At 70.8% G+C, this 19394-nt stretch carries 20 protein-coding genes; 6 read left to right on the forward strand and 14 right to left on the reverse strand.

Going from position 1 to position 19394, the window contains the following annotated elements; translation table 11 throughout:
- Positions 1-50 precede the first annotated feature (50 nt).
- From D9598_RS14255 to D9598_RS14310, 12 genes are all read right to left on the reverse strand, one after another.
- Positions 51-683 carry an aldolase gene (locus D9598_RS14255; RefSeq protein WP_198367189.1) on the reverse strand — a complete coding sequence of 211 codons (633 nt, stop codon included), beginning with the start codon at positions 681-683 and terminating at the stop codon, positions 51-53.
- Positions 684-754: 71 nt separating this feature from the next.
- Positions 755-2164 carry a GntP family permease gene (locus tag D9598_RS14260; RefSeq protein ID WP_198367190.1) on the reverse strand — a complete coding sequence of 470 codons (1410 nt, stop codon included), beginning with the start codon at positions 2162-2164 and terminating at the stop codon, positions 755-757.
- Between the two features lie 53 nt (positions 2165-2217).
- Positions 2218-3174, reverse strand: coding sequence for a D-erythronate dehydrogenase (denD, locus tag D9598_RS14265; protein WP_198367191.1), 957 nt, complete (start codon positions 3172-3174; stop codon positions 2218-2220).
- Complete coding sequence (locus D9598_RS14270; RefSeq protein ID WP_198367192.1) at positions 3171-3965, reverse strand: DeoR/GlpR family DNA-binding transcription regulator; 795 nt, start codon at positions 3963-3965, stop codon at positions 3171-3173. Before D9598_RS14270 ends, denD begins: the two co-directional genes overlap by 4 nt.
- 10 nt (positions 3966-3975) lie before the next feature.
- Positions 3976-4755, reverse strand: a complete 780-nt coding sequence (gene otnI, locus D9598_RS14275) for a 2-oxo-tetronate isomerase (RefSeq protein ID WP_198367193.1) — start codon at positions 4753-4755, stop codon at positions 3976-3978.
- A gap of 18 nt (positions 4756-4773) precedes the next feature.
- Positions 4774-6030 (reverse strand): 3-oxo-tetronate kinase, encoded by a 1257-nt coding sequence (gene otnK, locus D9598_RS14280; RefSeq protein ID WP_198367238.1) that lies wholly within the window; start codon positions 6028-6030, stop codon positions 4774-4776.
- Between the two features lie 2 nt (positions 6031-6032).
- Complete coding sequence (gene ltnD, locus D9598_RS14285) at positions 6033-6941, reverse strand: L-threonate dehydrogenase (RefSeq protein WP_198367194.1); 909 nt, start codon at positions 6939-6941, stop codon at positions 6033-6035.
- A gap of 260 nt (positions 6942-7201) precedes the next feature.
- The gene (locus tag D9598_RS14290) at positions 7202-7468 is read right to left on the reverse strand and encodes a glycine zipper domain-containing protein (RefSeq protein WP_198367195.1); all 267 of its coding nucleotides are present in this window, start codon (positions 7466-7468) and stop codon (positions 7202-7204) included.
- A 19-nt stretch (positions 7469-7487) separates the two neighbouring features.
- Entirely contained in the window at positions 7488-7913 is a 426-nt protein-coding gene (locus D9598_RS14295) for a Rap1a/Tai family immunity protein (protein ID WP_198367196.1), read from the reverse strand.
- Positions 7914-8066: 153 nt separating this feature from the next.
- Entirely contained in the window at positions 8067-8411 is a 345-nt protein-coding gene (locus D9598_RS14300) for a DUF2934 domain-containing protein (RefSeq protein ID WP_198367197.1), read from the reverse strand.
- Positions 8412-8482: 71 nt separating this feature from the next.
- On the reverse strand, positions 8483-8854 hold the full coding sequence (locus D9598_RS14305; RefSeq protein ID WP_198367198.1) for a hypothetical protein: 372 nt from the start codon (positions 8852-8854) through the stop codon (positions 8483-8485).
- A gap of 99 nt (positions 8855-8953) precedes the next feature.
- Positions 8954-9133 (reverse strand): hypothetical protein, encoded by a 180-nt coding sequence (locus D9598_RS14310; protein WP_198367199.1) that lies wholly within the window; start codon positions 9131-9133, stop codon positions 8954-8956.
- Positions 9134-9405: 272 nt separating this feature from the next.
- Here D9598_RS14310 and D9598_RS14315 point away from each other — a divergent pair, with 272 nt between their 5' ends.
- Positions 9406-9663 (forward strand): hypothetical protein, encoded by a 258-nt coding sequence (locus D9598_RS14315; RefSeq protein WP_198367200.1) that lies wholly within the window; start codon positions 9406-9408, stop codon positions 9661-9663.
- Between the two features lie 81 nt (positions 9664-9744).
- Here the strand turns inward: D9598_RS14315 and D9598_RS14320 are convergent, their stop codons facing one another.
- Both D9598_RS14320 and D9598_RS14325 read right to left on the reverse strand, forming a co-directional pair.
- Positions 9745-10749: an aldo/keto reductase gene (locus D9598_RS14320; RefSeq protein ID WP_198367201.1), complete on the reverse strand. Its 1005-nt coding sequence runs from the start codon at positions 10747-10749 to the stop codon at positions 9745-9747.
- A gap of 112 nt (positions 10750-10861) precedes the next feature.
- Positions 10862-11794 (reverse strand): LysR family transcriptional regulator, encoded by a 933-nt coding sequence (locus D9598_RS14325; protein WP_198367202.1) that lies wholly within the window; start codon positions 11792-11794, stop codon positions 10862-10864.
- A gap of 154 nt (positions 11795-11948) precedes the next feature.
- Here D9598_RS14325 and D9598_RS14330 point away from each other — a divergent pair, with 154 nt between their 5' ends.
- The 5 genes from D9598_RS14330 to D9598_RS14350 all read left to right on the forward strand — a co-directional run bounded on the left by D9598_RS14330 (position 11949) and on the right by D9598_RS14350 (position 19390).
- Positions 11949-12878: a quinone oxidoreductase gene (locus tag D9598_RS14330; protein WP_198367203.1), complete on the forward strand. Its 930-nt coding sequence runs from the start codon at positions 11949-11951 to the stop codon at positions 12876-12878.
- Between the two features lie 165 nt (positions 12879-13043).
- The gene (locus D9598_RS14335) at positions 13044-13667 is read left to right on the forward strand and encodes an FMN-binding negative transcriptional regulator (RefSeq protein WP_198367204.1); all 624 of its coding nucleotides are present in this window, start codon (positions 13044-13046) and stop codon (positions 13665-13667) included.
- A gap of 346 nt (positions 13668-14013) precedes the next feature.
- The gene (locus D9598_RS14340; protein ID WP_198367205.1) at positions 14014-15156 is read left to right on the forward strand and encodes an efflux RND transporter periplasmic adaptor subunit; all 1143 of its coding nucleotides are present in this window, start codon (positions 14014-14016) and stop codon (positions 15154-15156) included.
- Entirely contained in the window at positions 15153-18272 is a 3120-nt protein-coding gene (locus D9598_RS14345) for an efflux RND transporter permease subunit (RefSeq protein WP_370592035.1), read from the forward strand. The genes D9598_RS14340 and D9598_RS14345 overlap by 4 nt, the downstream gene beginning before the upstream one ends.
- Positions 18269-19390, forward strand: a complete 1122-nt coding sequence (locus D9598_RS14350) for a patatin-like phospholipase family protein (RefSeq protein ID WP_232477219.1) — start codon at positions 18269-18271, stop codon at positions 19388-19390. Before D9598_RS14345 ends, D9598_RS14350 begins: the two co-directional genes overlap by 4 nt.
- Positions 19391-19394: the final 4 nt, after the last annotated feature.

Consider the following 19394-nt stretch of genomic DNA (forward strand, 5'->3'; position numbering starts at 1 on the left):
CTGACCGCGCCGTCTCGCGCAATCGCCGTCGTGCCGGGCCCGGCTGCGGCTCAGCCGTAGGTGGCCAGGAGATCGTCGATCTGCGCGGCGGTCAGCGCGCGGGGGGAGCGGCCATGCAGCAGCAGGGCCAGCCGGGCGGATTCCTCCAGCTCCTCGGCGGCGTAGACGGCATCGGTCAGGGTCGCGCCGGAGACGACGGGGCCATGATTGGCCAGCAGCATGGCGCGGGCGCCCCTGGCGGCCTCGTGGATGTCCCGCTCCATCGCCGCGTCGCCCGGGCGGTAGTAGCGGATCACCGGCAGGCTGCGGCCGACGCGCATGACGAAATAGGGCGTGAGCGGCGGGATGGGCATGGCATCGCCGGGCCCGGCCAGGCAGCCGATGGCGGTGGCGTGGGTGGAATGCAGGTGCACCACCGCCCCCGCCTCGGGCCGCGCCGTCAGCACCGCGCGATGCATGAAGACCTCCTTCGACGGCCTGTCGCCGCCGACATGGTTCCAGGCGAGGTCCAGCTTGCTGATGCGCCCGGCGCTGAGGCGGCCGAGCGAGGAATTGGTCGGCGTCATCAGGTAGCCGTCCGGCAGGCGGACGCTGATATTGCCGGCGCTGCCGACGGAATAGCCGCGCGCGAAGAGGCTGGCGCCGAGTTCGACGAGAAGGTCGCGCAGTTCGGGCTCGGTCATGGGATCGCTCCTGGCAGGAGAGGAAAGCGGGGCGCCCTTGTGGCACCCCGCTGGTCGGCCGAACCCGCCGGTCAGCCGAAGAGGGCGTTCACGATCAGCAGGGCGACCAGGCTGGTGGCCCAGCCGACCGTGCTCGGCAGCGACCAGGTCAGCATCTGGTGCTTGGCGTTCTTCACGCCGAGGATGCGGTTGATCACCCAGAAGTAGCTGTCGTTGAAGTAGCCGAAGACCATCGAGCCGATGCAGGCCGCCTGGGCCGCGAAGACCATGTTCACGTCCGGGATCTGCGCCAGGATCGGTGCGGAGATCGAGGCGCCCGTGATCATGGCCACCGTGCCGCTACCCTGGATGAGGCGAACCAGCGTGGCGATGACGAAGGGGATGAGCACGGCGGGCAGCGGCAGGGTCGCCACCCACTCGCCGATATAGGTCCCGGTGCCGCTGTCGCGCAGCACCGCGCCCAGCGCGCCGCCGGCGCCGGTCACCAGCAGGATGATGCCGGCCGCCTCGATGCCCTTCTCGAGCTCGGCCGCGGTGTCGTGCCGGTTCAGCTTGCCGGCCAGGCCATAGACGGCGATGACGACGCCGAGGCCGACGGCGATGACCGGGTTACCGATGAAGGCGCAGATCTGCACCGGCACGCTGTCGGCGAGCGCCGGGTTGCCGCTGGCCGAGACGATGCCGGCGACGACGGTGTTGAGGAAGATCAGCAGGATCGGCACCAGGATCGGCAGCATCGAGAGCCACAGCGGCGGCAGCTCCTTCTCCCGCTCCGCCGCGTTGCGCTTGAATTCCTGGAAGGCCTCCGCGGCAGTCAGGCTCTCACCGGTCTCGTTCCGGATCATCGCCTCGATGCGCGGCCCCATGGCGCGGGCATAGAGGATGATGGTGAACATGCCGGGAAGGGTCAGCACCACGCCCCAGAAGATCATCAGGCCGATGTCGACATTGAAGATGCCGGCAGCGCCCAGCGGGCCCGGAGTGGGCGGCACGGCATGGTGGGTCAGCATCAGGCCGCCGGCGAGGGCGATGCCAAGCGTCAGGATCGAGCGGCCGGTGTTGCGCGCCAGGGCACGGACCAGCGGATTGAGGATGACGAAGGCGCTGTCGCAGAAGATGGGGATGGAGACGATGTAGCCTGTCACCATCATGGCCCAGTCCTCGCGCTTCTCGCCCAGCCAGCGGACCAGCGTCACGGCCAGCCGCTCGGCGGCGCCCGAGATCTCGAGGATACGGCCCATCATCACGCCGAAGCCGATCACCAGGCCGATGGTCGAGAGCGTCGCGCCGAAGCCGGTGGTGATCGACCGCACCACGCTGGCGGGCGCCATGCCAGCGGACAGGCCGGCGATGGAGGCGGCGATCACGAGCGCCACGATGGCATGGATCTTGGTCCGCAGAACCAGGAAGATCAGCAAGGCGATGGCGAAGACGAGGCCGATGATGGCCTCAGGTCCCACCGCGGATGCGGCAGCGTTCATTGTACTCTCCAAGCGTCGGGAGAACCCCGGGGCCCGGCGCCCCGGAGTGCATGTCAGCGGACGAATTCGTCCTTGTACTGCCTCACCACGGCGTCAAAGTCGCCATCGCGGGTGAAGCCGAGGGCCAGCGGCCGGCTGACGTCGAAATCGCCCGGCCAGGAGCAGACGATGTCGATGACGCGCTGCTCCGGACGCTGGGTGACGAGCGCGCGCGGCGCGGCGCCGCCGACCCGCTCCAGGCTCGCCAGCATCTCGGCCACGGTGACGCAGATGCCCGGCAGGTTCAGCACCCGCCAGGGCCCGATCGCGGCACCATCGACGGCCAGGGCATGCACCAGGTTGCTCACCACCGTATCGGGCGAGGAGAGCCACATCCGCGTCTCCGGCGGCACCGGGCAGTTCGAGGCGACGCCGTTCAGCGGTTCGCGGATGATGCCGCTGGCGAAGGAGGAGGCGGCGGAGTTGGGCTTGCCCGGCCGCACCACGATGGTCGGCAGGCGGCAGACGCGGCCATCGACAAAGCCCTTGCGGGAATAGTCGTTGACCAGGATCTCGCCGATCGCCTTCTGCGCGCCGTAGGAGGAGGCGGGCATCAGCGCCATGGTCTCCGGCACCACCTCCGGCATGGCGCCGCCGAAGACGGCGAGCGAGCTGGCGAAGACGAAGCGCGGGCGCCGCCCGGTGGCGCGCGCGGCCTCCAGCAGGGCGCGCGTGCCGTCCACGTTGACGCGCAGGCTGAGGTCGAAATCCTCTTCCGACTGCCCGCTCAGCACCGCCGCGAGATGATAGATGCCGACGGTCTCGGCATCAACCAGCGAGCGGATGAAAGCGGGATCGGCGATGTCGCCGGTGACGGAGCGGACGCGCGCATCCTCGACCGGACAGGGCGCGAGGTCCACGGAGACGATGCTGTCGAAGGCCGGAACGCCGCGCGCCGCGCCATCCGACAGCAGCGCGCGGATGACCCGGCTGCCGAGGAAACCGGCGCCGCCGGTGACGATGATCTTCATGCGGGTGAAACTCCCTGTTGGTCCGGCGCCGGCGCGGCGATGTGCAGCGCGATGCCCCGCTTGCCGATCTCGGCGCGCACGCTCTCCGGCAGGCCGGCATCGGTGACGATCGCGGAGAGCGCCTCCAGCGGCACGGCGTTGAAGGTGCCGACGAGGCCGTACTTGCTGCTGTCGGTGACGAGGATGCTGCGCGTCGCGCTCTGCGCGATGGCGCGCTTCACCGCCACCTTGTTCTCGGACGGCGTGGAGACGCCGCGCAGCCCGAAGGAGGAGGTGGAGATGAAGGCGATGTCGAAGTTGAAGCGGCGGATCGCCTCCGCCGCCGGCTCGCCGACGCAGGACTGGTTCTCCCGCTCCACCTGGCCCCCGGTATGGTACAGGCGGCAGCGCGACTCCCGCGTCAGCAGCGCGCCGATGACGAAATCGTTCGTGACCACGGCGATGTCGTCGCGGGGCGCTATGTGCTGCGCGATCTCCAGAGTCGTCGTGCCGGCATCGAGGTAGACCACCGCGCCCTCGGGCACCATCGCCGCCGCCACCCGCCCGATCGCCGCCTTCTCGGCATGCGCCACGGTGGCCTTGACGGCATGCGAGGGCTCGAAGGAGATCCGCTCCGGCAGGCAGATGCCGCCGGCGACCGACATGACCCGCCCCGCCCGCTCGAGCTGCTGGATATCGCGCCGCACCGTCATGTGCGAGACGCCCAGCAGCCCGGTCAGCTCGGCGATGCTGAGCACCCCGCGGCCGGTGAGCCGCGCGAGGATCAGGTTCTGCCGCTCGGCGGGGATCATGCGGCCCGGCTCAGCCCGCCTTGTAGGGCTGGAACCAGCCGAGGCCCGCGGTGGTCTCGCCGCGCGGATTGTACTCGCAGCCGATCCAGCCGGTGTATCCGGCGCGGTCCAGGACGGCGTAGAGATGCGGATAGTTCAGCTCGCCCTCGTCCGGCTCGTGCCGCTCGGGCACGGAGGCGATCTGCACATGCGCGAACCGGCCGGCCATCTTCTCGATGAGCTTGGTCAGGTCGCCGTCCATGATCTGCGCGTGGTAGAGGTCGAGCTGCACGGCGACATTCGGCCGCGCCACGCGCTCGACGAGCTTCACCGCCTCCATCTGGTGCGCGATGAAGTAGCCGGGCATGTTGCGGCTGTTGATCGGCTCGACCAGCAGGGTGATGCCCTCGGGCGCCAGCGCATCGGCGGCATAGCGGAAGTTCTCGACGAAGGTGGCCTCGCAGGCGGCGCGGTCCAGCCCCTCGGTGAGGCCGGACATGGCGTGCAGCGTCCTGCAGCCGAGCGCCTTCGCATAGCGCAGCGCCGTCGCGACATTGTCGCGGAACTCCTGCTCGCGCCCCGGAATGGCGGCCATGCCGCGCTCGCCCGCCGCCCAGTCGCCCGGCGGCATGTTGAACAGCGCCTGGGTCAGCCCCGCCTCCCGCAGCTTCGCCGCGACGACCTCGGGCGGATGCTCGTAGGGGAAGAGGAACTCGACCGCCTGGAAGCCGGCCTTCGCGGCGGCGGCGAAGCGGTCGAGGAACGGGACCTCGGTGAACATCATCGAGAGATTGGCGGCGAAGCGCGGCATGTCGGTGTCCTCCTGTTGTCAGCCGGCCGGGTTCTGCGCGTCGAAGAAGAAGCGCTCCTGGCCGAAATTGCCCGACTTCAGGGCCAGCGAGAGCGGCTTCTCCACGGCGCGCACCCAGGGCACGCCGGGGGCGATCTGCGGCCCGATGTGGAAGCCCCGGATGCCGAGCGACTGCGTCACCGTCCCCGAGGTCTCGCCGCCGGCGACGATGAAGCGGTCGAAGCCCGCCGCCTCGAGCCGCCGCGCCAGGCCGCCGAAGACGCGCTCGACGGCGGCGCTCGCCGCCTCGCCACCCAGGCGTTGCTGGATCTCGCGCAGCTGCTCCGGCCCGACCGTGGCATAGACCAGCGGCGCCGGCCCATCCGGCGCCTGCGCCAGCACCCAGTCCGCCAGTTCGGCGGCATAGCCCTCGGCATCGGCCAGGGCGCGCTCCGCCTCGACGAAGACGGCGGGCGCCGCGTCGCGATAGGCAGCGACCTGGGCATTGGTCATCTGCGAGCAGGAGCCGGAGAGCACGATGGCGCGCGCCCCGCGCGGCCGGCCGGCCTCGGCGGCTGTGGCCGCCGCGCCGGTGTCGCTCCAGGCGCGCGCCATGCCATCGGCCAGGCCCGAGCCACCGGTGACGAGCCTCATGCCCGCCACGGCCTCGCCCATGACGACGAGATGCGCGTCGTTCAGCGCGTCCAGCACGGCGTAGCGGAAGCCGTCCCGCCGCAGCGTCTCCAGCGCCGCGCGCGTCGCCCCGGGGCCCTGGTCGAGCACGGTGTGCGGGACGTTGCCGGTCCGGCCGCGCGCCTGCGCGTCCATCAGCCGCATCAGGTTGCTGTCGGTCATCGGCGTCACCGGGTGGTGGCGCATGCCGGATTCCGCCAGCGGGATGCCGTTCACGAAGAGATAGCCGTGGTAGATGGTGCGGCCGTTCACGGGCAGCACCGGGCAGATCACGGTGAAGTCCTCGCCCAGGGCATCCAGCAGTGCATCCGTCACCGGGCCGATATTGCCGCGCGGCGTGCTGTCGAAGGTGGAGCAGTACTTGAAGAAGAACTGCGGGCAATCGCGCGCCTGCAGCCAGCGCAGCGCGTCGAGGCTCTGCGCCACCGCCTCGGCCACCGGGCAGGAGCGGGTCTTGAGGCTGATGACGACGGCATCCGCCTCCACCTGGAGGTCGGCCGCCGGCACGTCGTTGAGCTGCACGGTGCGCAGGCCGTTGGCGACCAGGAAGCCGGCGATGTCGGTGGCGCCGGTGAAGTCGTCCGCGATGACGCCGAGGCGCATGGTCATTCCCCCTTCCTGCCGGGCAGGGCGATGCCGGCGAAGGTCTTGATCACCGCCGCGTCGTCCTCCTTGCCGAAGCCCGCGTTCGAGGCGTTGGCGAACATGGTGTAGGCGGTGCTGGCCAGCGGCAGCGGGAAGTTCAGCGACAGCGCCGTCTCGGTCACCAGCCGGAGATCCTTGACGAAGATGTCGACCGCCGATTTCGGCGTGTAATCGCCATCCACCACATGCTTCATGCGGTTCTCGAACATCCAGCTGTTGCCGGCGGCGTTGGTGACCACCTCGTACATGGTGCCGAGCGGGATGCCGGCGCGGGCGGCCAGCGCCATGGCCTCCGCCCCGGCGGCGATATGCACGCCGGCGAGGAGCTGATGCACGATCTTGACCGTGGCGCCGAGGCCGATCTCCTCGCCGATCTCGTAGACCTTGCCCGCCACCGCATCGAGCACCGGGCGCAGCCGGTCGAACGCGGCGCGGGAGCCCGAGGCCATGACCGTCATCTCGCCGGCGGCGGCCCTGGCGGCGCCGCCCGAGACGGGCGCGTCGAGCGGCAGCAGGCCGCGCGCCTCGAGCCCGGCGGCGATCTCCTTCGCGTCGGCGGCGGAGATGGTGGCCGAGACCATGACGCCGGTGCCGGGGCGGAGCCGCGCGGCCAGGCCGTCCTCGCCGAAGAGCACGGCCTTGCACTGGGCGGCGTTGACCACCAGCAGGAGCACGGCGTCGAGTTCCTCCGCGAAGGGCAGGGCGTTCTCACCGGCCCCCGCCGCGCCGCCCTCGGTCAGGGCCGCACGGGCCGCGGGATTGAGATCGGCGCCATAGGTGCGAAGGCCGGCGCGCAGGCAGGATTGCGCGGCCCCCATGCCCATCGAGCCGAGCCCGACGACGCAGACCGTGTAGCTGTTGGCGATCATCCCGGCCTCTCTGTGAAATTATGATGGCATCCGTGATCGGCGCCCTTCTAGGCTCTGGGCGCGCGACAAGGAAGATCAAAAAATCACACGATTTCCAGAGATTTCACGAAAAGTCGCGTTCTGGCGCAGGCCGGGCATGAAAAACCCCGGGAAGGCGTGCTTCCCGGGGCGGACGGGCCAGGCGCAGGCGGCGGCCTGCAGCATTTGTTTTTGCCAGCATCTTCACCCGATCAGGCAATTCCACCTGATCGGGATCTGCTCTATCGGCGCGAGCGCCCGTCGCGGTAGCCGTCGCGGTAGGAGCGCTGCTGCGACTGGTCGTACAGGTAGCCGGCACCGGCACCGGCACCGGCACCGAGCAGCGCGCCCCAGCCGGCATTGCCGCTGAAGGAGCCGATGACGCCGCCCAGCGCGGCGCCGCCGGCCGTGCCGCCGACGACGTTGCGGGTGGACGGGTTCATGTCGGCGCAGGCGCCGAGCGAGAGGATGGCGGCCAGCGGCAGGGCGAGGCGCAGGGGTCGGATCATGATGGCGTTCCTCCTCGTCTCAGCGGGCCGCGCCGCGCGCCGGGCGCGCCGGTGTCGGGCAGGGATAGGTGGCCTGGGCCCAGCGGAACAGGCCGTCCAGCGCCGGCTCCGCGGCGTGCTGCGGGTTCTGCCGCGCCCAGGCGGCGAAGCCGAGACCGGTCTGCGCCACGGTCGGCGCCGGGTCCGGCAGGCAGAAGAGGGGCGGGCGCCGACCGCCGGCCGGATGAAGCGCCGTATGGTACTGGCCGGCCGCGGTCACATAGCCCTGGCAGTAGGCGATGGCTTCCAGCCGCAGCGGGCTGTTCGCCGGGGGGTCGCAGATGGCGGCGAGGTCGGCGACGGTGCGGACCTCGGTGACGGCGGAGGGGGTGGCGGTCTGGGCGATGGCCGGCACCGCCAGCGCCGAGGCGCCGATCAGGGCCATGGCCGTGAGCATAGTCCGCATATCGTGTCATCCTTGCGGTTGCGACGAACGTCCGGCCCCAGCCGCGCCCTTCCCGCTTCCACGGGGGCGGGGGCGGCCGGGCTTTCCATCACTGTCCGGCTGACGGTGGCGAAATTGGGGCGGAGCGCCACCGCGGGTCACAGTGGGCGGGAGTCATTCCGACTTGCGCTTGCGCGCCTTCTTCGGCGCCGCCTTCGCGCCGGACTTCTTGTCGGGAAGCTCCTCGAGCGTGGCGGAGCGCGCGGGGAGGGGTTCGTCTTCCGGGGCCTTCGGCTTGTCCTCGCGCTCGCCCGGCATGGTCACGGAAGGCGGGTCGCTGGCCGGGAAGGTGTCCGCCAGTTGCTGGTCCAGCTCGTCCGAGAGGGCCCGCGCCTGGCCCGTGACCTCGGTGCTGGCCTGATACCAGAAGGAGTCGGCCTGGCCCTCGGGACGTCCGGCTGCCTCCCAAAGCTCATAGGCCCGTTGTCGGATGCGGGCTTCCTGATCCTCGCCGCTCATGCGACTCTCCTTTATGGATCGCTGGTAACAAGGTTCGTCCAGCAGGGTTGCGGGATCAAGCGGCGGCCGGGTCAGAGTTCTCGCCCGATGAGGCGGTTGAGCGTGCGGCAGGCGGCGACCACGGCCATCAGCAGCAGGCCCTGGCGGATCAGCCCGCCCGGCGTCAGCCATTCGCCGCCGATCTGCAACTGGCGTGGCAGGTACTGCAGATACTGCTGCAGCTCCGGCTCCAGGGTCAGGCCTCCCGCCAGCTGGAGCGCCAGCCACCAGATGCCGCCGGCCAGCAGCAGCAGCGGCGCCAGGAACTCCGCGAGCAGCTCGATGAAGGTCAGGGCGAAGCCGGCGAGGGCGCGCGCCAGGGTGGCCAGGCCGCGCAGGAGCGGGTTCGTCGCCGGTCGTTCATAAGGGCGGTCGAACATGGTGCGGGATTCGGTGCGGGACATTCTGCGCTCCATGCCGATGGCCAGGGGTGTGTCATCAGCGACTTTGGCCATTTCGGGTTGTGGCGTCAGGTAACGCTGACGTGAAGGCGGGAAGGGCCCTCAGGCGGCGATCTTCCCCAGCAGGCGGCGCGCCCGCAGGGCCAGGGCGCGGATGGTCTCGTCCGGCAGCATGTCCACGCCCGGCACCGTGTCGTAGTGCAGCTTCCGCTTGACGACATAGAGTCCACCGACGGCGGGGACGATGGTGGCGGCATCATAGGCGAGAAGGGACAGCAGCATCAGAAGCCCCGCGCGAGGCGCCCTCACGGACCGGCGGTGCCCTGGCGCGGCGGCGGGCTGTCAAGTCGGCTTTCCTCAAGGCAGTGCATCACGCAGGCCATGTCCTTTCGCCTGTCCCGGGGCATGGACGGCATTGTATTCCCTGCGGACGGCCGGGCGGATGATTTCTTCGCTCCGCGCTCGGGAAGCTCAATGACGAGCTCAGGCTTTGTGATGTGGCCGAGGCTGAAAATTGCCCTTCATGGTGAGGGGATTGGCAGTAGGATAGCGCAATGGTTGCATTGTGGAACGGATGGCCTGACTCTCCGGAGCGGAGCGACTGGCACTGGATCGAGGACGGGGATGGCCTGCGCCCCCTCCTCTGGCGCGGCCAGGACTGGCCGGAGCCCGCGGACCGCATGAGCTGGCGGGACGGCTTTGCCATGCTGCTGCCCGAGGATCTGCGCCATGGCACCTACCACGGCCGCCTCATCATGCCGCCCACCGTGGCGGCGAAGTTCCGGCTCAATGTCATGCTGGCCGTGGCCTGAGGGCCGGCTGACGACCGGCCGCCAATGCCCCCGGCCCGCGCCGGGGGTCCGCCGGCCGTGCCGGTGCCCGCCGCCCGCGACTCAGCCCGGCGCCCGCGCGAAGCCGGCGGAGATGTCGGCCACGCGGCGCAGGGCCCCCTCCGGAAGCGGTCCCTTCAGCACGGCGGCGAGGGCTCCCTCGAATTCCTCCAGGCTGGCCATGCCGACCAGGATGGTCTCCAGCCCGGGCTGGGCCACGGCGAAGCGGATGGCGGCCTCCGGCAGGGAGGCGGCGAAGCCCTCGGTGACCAGGGGCATCAACTCCGCAGCCCGGGCGAGATCGGCCTCGTAGGATTCGCCGGAGCCCATCGGCGCGGGCGCCGGGCTGGCGACCGGATGGCGCGCGGCGGACCCGCTCAGCGCCCCACCCGCCAGGACGCGGATGCCGACGGCACCCATCCGCCGCGCCCGCATGCGGTCGAGCAGCCGCCCGTAATCCTGCGCCGGATAGCCGGCCGGAAGCGCGTGGCCGGCCGAGGGGTTCAGCATGTTGTAGATCACCTGGGCGCCGCCGAAGAAGCCGGCCTCGATCACCTGGTGCAGGGCGGCGGTCTCGCCGACGGCGGTCATCGCCGGCACCCGGATCCTGCCCGCCTCCTGGAGCGCGCGGAAGGCCGGCACGACCTCCTCCAGCACCTGGCGCACGCTCAGATTCTCCCCGCCGCCTTCCAGGGTGATCTCGTTGTGCAGGTAGAAGATGTCCGCATGGTCGCGCCGCAGCCGCCTGAGGCTGCCCTCGAGGGAGGCGGCGACGGCGCTGCCGATGGCGCCGAACTCCGCCGAGCGCAGGCGGACCTTGGTGCCGACCAGCGCCGACCCCGCCTTCAGCCGGTGCAGGGCGGCGCCGAGGTTCTCCTCCGAGGCGCCGTCGCCGTATTGCACGGCGGTGTCGAAATAGGTGATGCCGGCCTCGAGCGCCCGGGCGACGGCGCGTTCCCGGTCGGCCGCGGCGCCGCGCACCATGAGGCCGCCGACGCCGCCGCAGCCGAAGCCCAGGCGGGAGACCGGCAGGCTTTCCGGTCCGAAAGGACGTGTGCCGATACGCATCGTGAAACCTCCCCGGGCGCGCGGCTCGTCATGGCCGCCGTCGCGGAGGGCATGGTGCCGCCATGCGACGGCCGGCGCCAGGGGCGAGGCGGGGCCCTTCCCGGCCACCGCGTCAGCCCGTCCAGCTCAGCCGGATGGCGCGCGCCACCTCCTCCACGAACAGGCGCGTCTTGGCCGGCACCATGCGGCCGGGCGGCAGGACGGCGTGGACACCGCCGCCCTCGGGGCCGCTCCAGCCCGGCAGGACCTCCACCAGCTGGCCGGCCTTCAGCGCCGGCCCCGCCAGCCAACTGGCGATGAAGGCGATGCCGGCGCCCCTGATGGCCGCTGTCAGAAGGGCCTCGGAATAGTCCGCCGTGAGGCTGTAGGGCGGACGCACGGTCTGCCGCCGCCGGTCCTTCACCAGCACCCAGTCGGGCCATGCGGCGTGGCCGGTGAAACCGAGGCAGGCATGACGGACCAGCTCGGCCGGTACCCGCGGCGCGCCACGGCCGGCGAGATAATCCGGTGCCGCGACGAGGATGGTCCGGTAGGAGGCCAGGTGCCGCACGGTCAGGGAACTGTCGCGCTGCGGCGTGGCGACGACGCGGATTGCCACGTCGAAGCCCTCGGCGATGATGTCGACCAGGTGGTTGGAGAAGCGGGCCTCGATGCGGATCTGCGGATGCCGCCTCAGGAAGCCCGGAAGCAGCGGGGCGATCCAGTGCTGCCCGAAGGTCACCGGCAGCGCGACGCGGACGGTGCCCCGCGGGCTCGCGGCGTGGTCGCTGGCCTCCCGGTTGGCGTCGGCCATTTCGTCGAGCAGGCTCTGCACACGGCGGCAATAGGTCGCCCCGGCCTCGGTCAGGCTGACGCGCCGCGTGGTCCTGGAGAGCAGCCGGACCCCGAGCCGCCGCTCAAGCTGGCTGACCCGGCGGGAGAGGACGGAGGCGTCGCGGGCCAGCAGGCCGGCCGCCGCGGTGAAGCTTCCGGCCTCGGCGACGGCGACGAAGGCGGCCAGCTCCTCGAGCCGTCCGGGCTCGAGCAATTCCTGCGGGATCTGCACGAATGATTTGCGTACCGGCCACATTATCTCCCCTGTCGCATAGCCTACCCTGCGCGGCCAGGACAACAGGAGGCCCTGCATGGCCTCGGGCCGGGAGGCGGAGATGGTGAGATGTCGTCGCGTCGAAATCAGGGCGTTCGGACCGCCCGAGGTCATGACGATCGTCGAGGAGGATCTGGCCCCCCCGGCGGCGGGCGAGGCGCGGCTGAGGCACAGCGCCATCGGCTTCAACTTCATCGACATCTATCAGCGCAGAGGCATCCGTAAACTCCCCCTGCCGACGGGCCTGGGCTTCGAGGCGGCCGGCGTTGTCGAGGCGGTCGGCCCCGGCGTGTCCGGGATCGGGCCGGACGACCGGGTCGCCTACATGAACGCCGGGGTCGGCGCCTATGCCGATCGCCGGAACGTCCCGGCGGCGAAGCTCGTGAAGTTGCCGGAGGCAGTGGGGGACGAGGCGGCGGCCACGCTGCTCTTCAAGGGGATGACGGCGCAGTACCTGCTCCGCGCCACCCACGCCGTCGCGCCGGGTGACCTGCTGCTGGTGCATTCGGCGGCGGGCGGCGTCGGCCAGATCCTGACCCGTTGGGCGACTGCCCTGGGCGCGACCGTCATCGGCACGACTGGATCGCCGCACAAGACGCCGGCCGCCCTGGCGGCCGGCTGCGCGGCGGTGATCGACCTGAACGACCCGGACTGGCCGCGAGCCTTCCTGGTGGCGACGGGCGGCCGGAAGGCGCGCGTCGTCTATGACGCGGTGGGCCAGGACACGCTGCTGAAGTCGCTGGACTGCGCCGCGCCCTTCGGGCTGGTGGTTAGCTACGGCAACGCCTCGGGGCCGGCGCCCGCCATCGATCCGGAACTGCTGGGCCAGAAGGGCGGGCTGTACCTGACACGCCCCTCGGTCTTCCCGCACAATGCCGAGGAGGGGGCCTTGCGGGCGCATGCGGCCGATCTCTTCGACGCGATCGTGAAGGGGCACGTGAAGGTGGATGTCGGCCAACGCTTCCCGCTCGACCGGATCGTGGACGTGCATCGTGCGGCGGAGGAGCGCCGTGCCGAGGGGGCGATCCTCATCACGCCCTGACGGCGCCGCCTCCGGCGCGCCCGCGCCGGAGGCGGCGATCCGGTCCCGTTGCTGTCGCGGATCTGGCGGGATCTCCGGAAACCGGCCTTTCGCGGAGCCCGGGAACTGGATGTTCCTTCCGGGCCGGAAACCGGGCATCGTCCAGCCCGTTGGAGGTCCCGCAGCATGTATGTCCCGCCCGCCTTCCGCGAGGATGATCTCGCCGCCCTGCATGGAACGATCCGGGAAGCCCGCCTGGCGACCCTCGTGACCGCCACCTCCGAGGGCCTGGCCGCCACGCCGCTGCCGCTGTTCCTGGTGCCAGGGGAAGGCCCTCACGGCACGCTCTACGGCCATCTGGCGCGTGCGAACCCGCAATGGAAGCTGCCGCCGGCGGGGGAGGCGATGGCGGTGTTCATGGGGCCGGACGCCTATGTCAGCCCGTCCTGGTATGCCTCCAAGCGGGAGCATGGGAAGGTCGTGCCGACCTGGAACTACGTCGCCGTCCATGCCTATGGCCCGGCCGAGTTCTTCGAGGATGCGGAGCGCCTGCTCGAGGTCGTCACCCGCCTGACGGAGCAGCGGGAGGCAGGCCGGGCCGAGCCCTGGGCCGTCAGCGACGCGCCGTACGCCTTCATCCGCGCCCAGCTCCGGGGGATCGTCGGCCTGCGGCTGCCGATCGCGCGGCTGGAGGGCAAGCGGAAGATGAGCCAGAACCGGAGCGCCGAGGACCGGGCGGGCGTCGCCGCCGGCCTCCTGGCGAGCGAGCAGGCCGCCGACCGCGCGGCCGGGGCGCTGATCCCCCGCTGAACGGAGGGGCGCCTCACCGGAGAGGCAGGGGAACAGAGGCGGCGCCTGCCAGGCGGGTGGAATCTGCACCTTGCGCACGTCCGCTTCCATCGGGACGGTGCATTCAGGTTTGTTTCACGAAAGAGCAACGCCAACACATTTTATTTAGGTTATTCTGATTTCGAATTGTTCACACCTCGAACTCCTGTGGCTAAGCTTCCGCAGCCGATGGTATCGCGGCGTCGCATCGCCGGCTCCGGAGCGTGCCGGCAGAGGCGCCTGTTCCCTTGGAGGACGGCCGGCCTGGCCGGTGCCGGCCGACGGAATCGCTGTGCCCTTGTGGCATTTGCAACGGAGGCGCCTCGGGATGCCGCAAGCACTTGGACCCGCCATCCTGACGAGACTGATGCTGCGGGGTGTGGTGCTCACCGGCCTCCTGGCTCTTCCCGCCTGCGGCCCGGCCGAGCCGCCGCCGCCCGAACCGCCGCGCCCGGTCCGCGCCAGCGTCGCGGTGTCGCAGCCGGGCGGCGAGACGGTGGCGCTGACCGGACAGGTGGAGGCGGCCGAGGAAGTCGGCCTGGCCTTCCGCATCGGCGGGCGGATGATCGAGCGCGGCGTGAACGTCGGCGATCAGGTCCGCGCCGGCCAGGTCATCGCGCGGCTGGAGGACAGCACGCCGCGCGACAATCTGCGCGCGGCCCGGGCGGCCACCGCGGCGGCGCGGGCGGCGCTGGTGCAGGCGCGCAACCACTACGACCGGCAGAACCAGCTGCTGCGCAGCGGCTTCACCACCCGCGCCAGTTACGACGACGCGGTCCGGCGGCTGCAGGCCGCGCAGTCCCAGGTGGATGCCAGCCTGGCGCAGGAGAACATCGCCGAGACGACGCTCGCCTATACCGACCTCGTGGCGGATTCGAACGGTGTCGTCACGGCCCGTGGCGCCGAGCCGGGCGAGGTGGTGGCGGCGGGCCAGCGCATCGTGACCCTGGCCCGTGAGGGCGGACGCGACGCGGTGTTCGACGTGCCCGCCCGGCTGATGGAGCAGGCGGAGCCCGACCCGCTGGTCACGGTGTCCCTGAGCGGCAACCCCGCGGTCCGGACGACCGGACGGGTGCGGGAGGTCTCGCCGCAGGCCGATCCGGTGACGCGCACCTTCCGGGTGCGCGTCGGGTTGATCGACCCGCCGGAGGCCATGCGGCTGGGCTCGACCGTCAATGGCGGCATCCGAATCGGCGGAGTGAGCGGCATCGAGGTTCCGGCCTCGGCCCTGACCCGGGCCAACCAGGGTCCGGCGGTCTGGGTGGTGGATGGACAGGGTTCCACCGTGTCGCTGCGCCCCGTCGAGGTGGTGCGCTACGATGCCGCGCGCGCCATCATCGCCGGCGGGTTGCGGGACGGCGAGGTGGTGGTGACGGCGGGGGCGCAGACCCTCCGGCCGGGCCAGCAGGTCCGGGTGCTCGGCGCCGCGCAGGCTGCCTCCCAGGGCACGGCCGGGGGCGCCGCGCGGTGAGGCCGTTCAACCTTTCCGAATGGGCGCTGAACAACCGCTCCGTCGTCGTCTACCTGATGATCGTCGCGGTGCTGGCCGGCACCCTCTCCTTCCTGCGGCTGGGCCGGGCGGAGGACCCGGTCTTCACGATCCGCACCATGATCGTCCAGGCCAACTGGCCCGGCGGCTCCATGGAGGACACGCTGAACCAGGTCACCGAGCGGCTGGAGCGCCGGCTGCAGGAGACGCCCAACCTGAACCGGCTGCGCAGCTTCACCCAGCCCGGCCAGAGCCTGATCTATGTGGACCTGCTGGGAAGCACGCCGGACGCTCAGGTCACGGACACCTGGTATCAGGTCCGCAAGAATATCGGCGACATCCGCCACACCTTCCCGCCCGGCATCCAGGGCCCCTTCTTCAACGACGATTTCGGCGACACCTTCGGGATCGTCTACGGCTTCACGGCGGACGGCTTCACCCATCGCGAACTGCGCGACCATGTGGAGGAGATGCGCTCGGAGCTGCTGAAGGTCCCCGATGTCTCCCGGATCGAGCTCATCGGGGCGCAGGACGAGCGGGTCTTCATCGAGTTCTCGATGGAGAAGCTGGCGGGGCTGGGCATCGACCGCAACGCGCTGATCGGCGCGCTGCAGGCGCAGAACCTGATCTCGCCCACCGGCACCATCGAGGGCGGGCAGGAGCGGCTGCTGCTGCGCGTCTCCGGCTCCTTCGAATCCGAGGGCGACATCCGGGCGATGAACTTCGCGATGCCCGCCGCCCAGGGCAGCCGCATCCTGCGCCTGAGCGACATCGCGGAGGTCCGTCGCGGCTACGCCGATCCGCCCCAGCCGATGTTCCGCGTGAACGGGCGGGAGGCGATCGGCCTCGGCATCTCCATGCGCGATGGCGGCGACGTGCTGCAGCTCGGCCACAACATCGACGTGGCGGCGCGCCGCGTCATGGCCGACACGCCGGTGGGGATCGAGATGAGCGCGGTGGCCGAGCAGCCGCGCACCGTCGCGCTGGCCATCGCCGACTTCATGGGATCGCTCTGGCAGGCGATCGCGATCATCCTGGTGGCGAGCTTCGTCAGCCTCGGCGTGCGGCCCGGCGCCATCGTCGCCCTGGCCATCCCGCTGACGCTCGCCATCGTCTTTCCCATCATGCAGATCGTTGGCATCGACCTGCAGCGCATCTCGCTGGGGGCGCTGATCATCGCGCTCGCCCTCATGGTGGACGACGCCATGACCACCGTGGACGCCATGATGAACCGGCTCGCGGCCGGCGACAGCAAGGAGGCCGCCGGCACCTACGCCTTCCGTGCCCTCGCCTTCTCGATGCTGACGGGCACGCTGGTGACCATCGCCGGCTTCGTCCCGGTCGGTTTCGCCCGCAGCTCGGCGGGCGAATACACCTTCTCCATCTTCGCGGTCGTCACCATCGCCCTGCTGGTGTCCTGGCTGGTGGCGGTGATCTTCGCGCCGCTGCTCGGCGTGCTGATCCTGCGGCCGCCCAGGCCCGGCACCTCCAACGAGCCCGGGCGCCTGGTGCGGGTCTACCGCTCCTTCCTCGGCACGGCGATCCGCTGGCGCTGGGTGACCATCACCGCGACGGTGGGGCTCTTCGCCCTGTCGGTCTTCGGCATGCGCTTCGTCAGCCAGCAGTTCTTCCCGTCCTCGGACCGCTATGAGCTGATGGTGGACCTGACCCTGCCGCAGAACGCCTCGATCCATGCGACCGACGCGGCGGCGGCGCGGCTGGAGGCGATCCTGGCCCGGGACCCGGATGTCGAGCGCTGGAGCACCAATGTGGGCCGCGGCGCCATCCGCTTCTACCTGCCGCTGGACGTGCAGCCGCCGAACAACTTCTTCGCCCAGCTCGTGGTGATCACCAAGGGCCTGCAATCCCGCGACCGGCTGGAGACGCGGCTGGAGCAGGTGCTGCTGGAGCAGTTCCCCGAAGTGGTCGGCCGGGTCTATCCGCTGGAGCTGGGCCCGCCGGTCGGCTGGCCCATCCAGTACCGCGTCTCCGGCGACGATCCGGACGAGGTGCGCGATCTGGCGATGAACCTGGCCGGAGTTGTGGCCGCGCATCCCGCCACGCGCGGCACCAGCTTCGACTGGATGGAGCCCGCCCGCCAGCTCCGTATCCGGGTGGACCAGGACGAGGCCCGGCGCCTCGGGCTGAGCTCGGCGGCGGTGGCCAGCGCCCTGAACGCGGCGATCTCCGGCACCACCGTGACGCAGATGCGTGACGGCATCTACCTGATCAATGTGGTGGTGCGGGCGGTCGAGGCCGAACGGATGTCGGTCGAGGCCCTGCGGACGTTGCAGGTTCCGATCCCCGGCGGCCGGACGGTGTCGCTCAGCCAGTTCGCCACCTTCGACTACGAGCAGGAGTATCCGATCATCACGCGCCGGAACCGCATCCCGACGCTGACGGTCCAGGCCTATCTGCCGCGCGGCGTGCTGCCGAACGACGTGGTGGACGACCTGGCGCCGGGGATCGCCGCGGCGGCGGCGGCGCTGCCGCCCGGATACCGGATCGAGACGGGCGGCATCGTCGAGGAAAGCGCCGACTCCCTGGCCTCGGTGACGGCGGTCGTGCCGCTGATGCTGTTCATCATGCTCACCGTGCTGATCTTCCACCTGAGGAGCTTCTCGCGGCTCTTCATCGTGCTGAGCGTGGTGCCGCTGGGTCTGATCGGCGTGGTGGCGGCCCTGTTGCTCTCCGGCAGCCCGCTCGGCTTCGTGGCCATCCTGGGCGTGCTGTCGCTGATGGGCATGATCGCCAAGAACGCGGTGATCCTGGTGACGCAGATCGAGGCCGAGCGCGCGGCGGGGCGCGGCGTCGCCGAGGCGGCGCTGGACGCCAGCACCTCCCGCTTCCGGCCGATCATGCTGACCGCCATCTCCACGGTGCTCGGCATGATCCCGATCACGCCCACGGTGTTCTGGGGGCCGATGGCCTTCGCCATCATGGGCGGTCTCCTCGGCGCCACGATCCTCACGTTGATCTTCCTGCCGGTGCTGTACGTGACGTGCCTCGAGGGGCGGGGCGGGGCAGGGCGCGGCCGGGCTGATCCGGCCCCGGCCGCACGGCCCGCCTCCACAACAGGAAGCATGGAGCCAGTATGAGCGAGACATCCAGCACGCAGGGTCCCTCCCGGAGCCGAACGGCGCGGCGGTCCGAGGACGCCGCGCCGGAAGCCCGCCCGCGCGATCCTGTCGCCGTCGATCTCGGCCTGCAGGGCGGTGGCTCGCACGGGGCCTTCACCTGGGGCGTGCTGGACCGGCTGCTGGAGGAATCCTGGCTGGAGATCGATGCGATCAGCGGCACCTCGGCCGGGGCCATGAACGCCACCGCCCTGGTGGCGGGCTACCATCAGGGCGGGCGCGACGGCGCCAGGGCCGCGCTGGAGCGCTTCTGGAGCGCCGTGGCACGGGCGGCGCTGCTGAGTCCCTTCAAGCGCGGCCCGCTCGACATCCTGCTGGGCCGCTGGTCGCTGGACAGTTCGCCGGCCTTCCTGGCGATGGACATGATGGCCCGGCTGGTCTCGCCCTACGACATCCACATGGTCGGCGGCAATCCGCTGAGCGCGGTGCTCGCCGAGACCATCGACTTTGATCGCCTGGCGTTGGCGGAGCAGCGCCTCTACGTCACCGCGACCAATGTGCGCACCGGACGGGGCCGGGTGTTCCGCAACGCCGAGGTCACGCCCGAGGCGCTGATGGCCTCGGCCTGCCTGCCCACGCTCTTCCAGGCGGTGGAGATCGAGGGCGAGGCCTACTGGGACGGCGGCTATGCCGGCAATCCCACCATCACCCCGCTCGTCCGCGATGGCGGTTCGGCCGACGATCTCCTGCTGGTGGCCATCAACCCGGTGGAACGGCCCGGCACGCCTCGCTCCGCGACCGAGATCCAGAACCGGCTGAACGAGATCTCCTTCAACGCCACGATCATCAAGGAGCTCCGCATGATCGCCCTGCTGCAGCAAGTCGTCGCGGAGAGCGGCGCGAAGCTGGACAGCAGCAAGGTGGAGGGCGCGCGCTGGGCCAGCTTCCGTGTTCATCTCCTTTCCAGCCCCGTGATGATCGATCTCGGCTATTCCTCCAAGCTGAACGCGGAATGGGAGTTCCTCACCTTCCTGCGCGACGAGGGCAGGCGGACAGCGGAACGTTTCCTGGCCGAGAACGGCGAGAATATCGGCCGCCGCTCCTCTGCCGACCTGAACAAGCTGCTGGAGGGCGTGTGATCCC

This window comes from Roseomonas sp. KE0001 (assembly GCF_016107285.1).
In the GTDB taxonomy this organism is placed as follows: Bacteria; Pseudomonadota; Alphaproteobacteria; order Acetobacterales; family Acetobacteraceae; genus Pseudoroseomonas.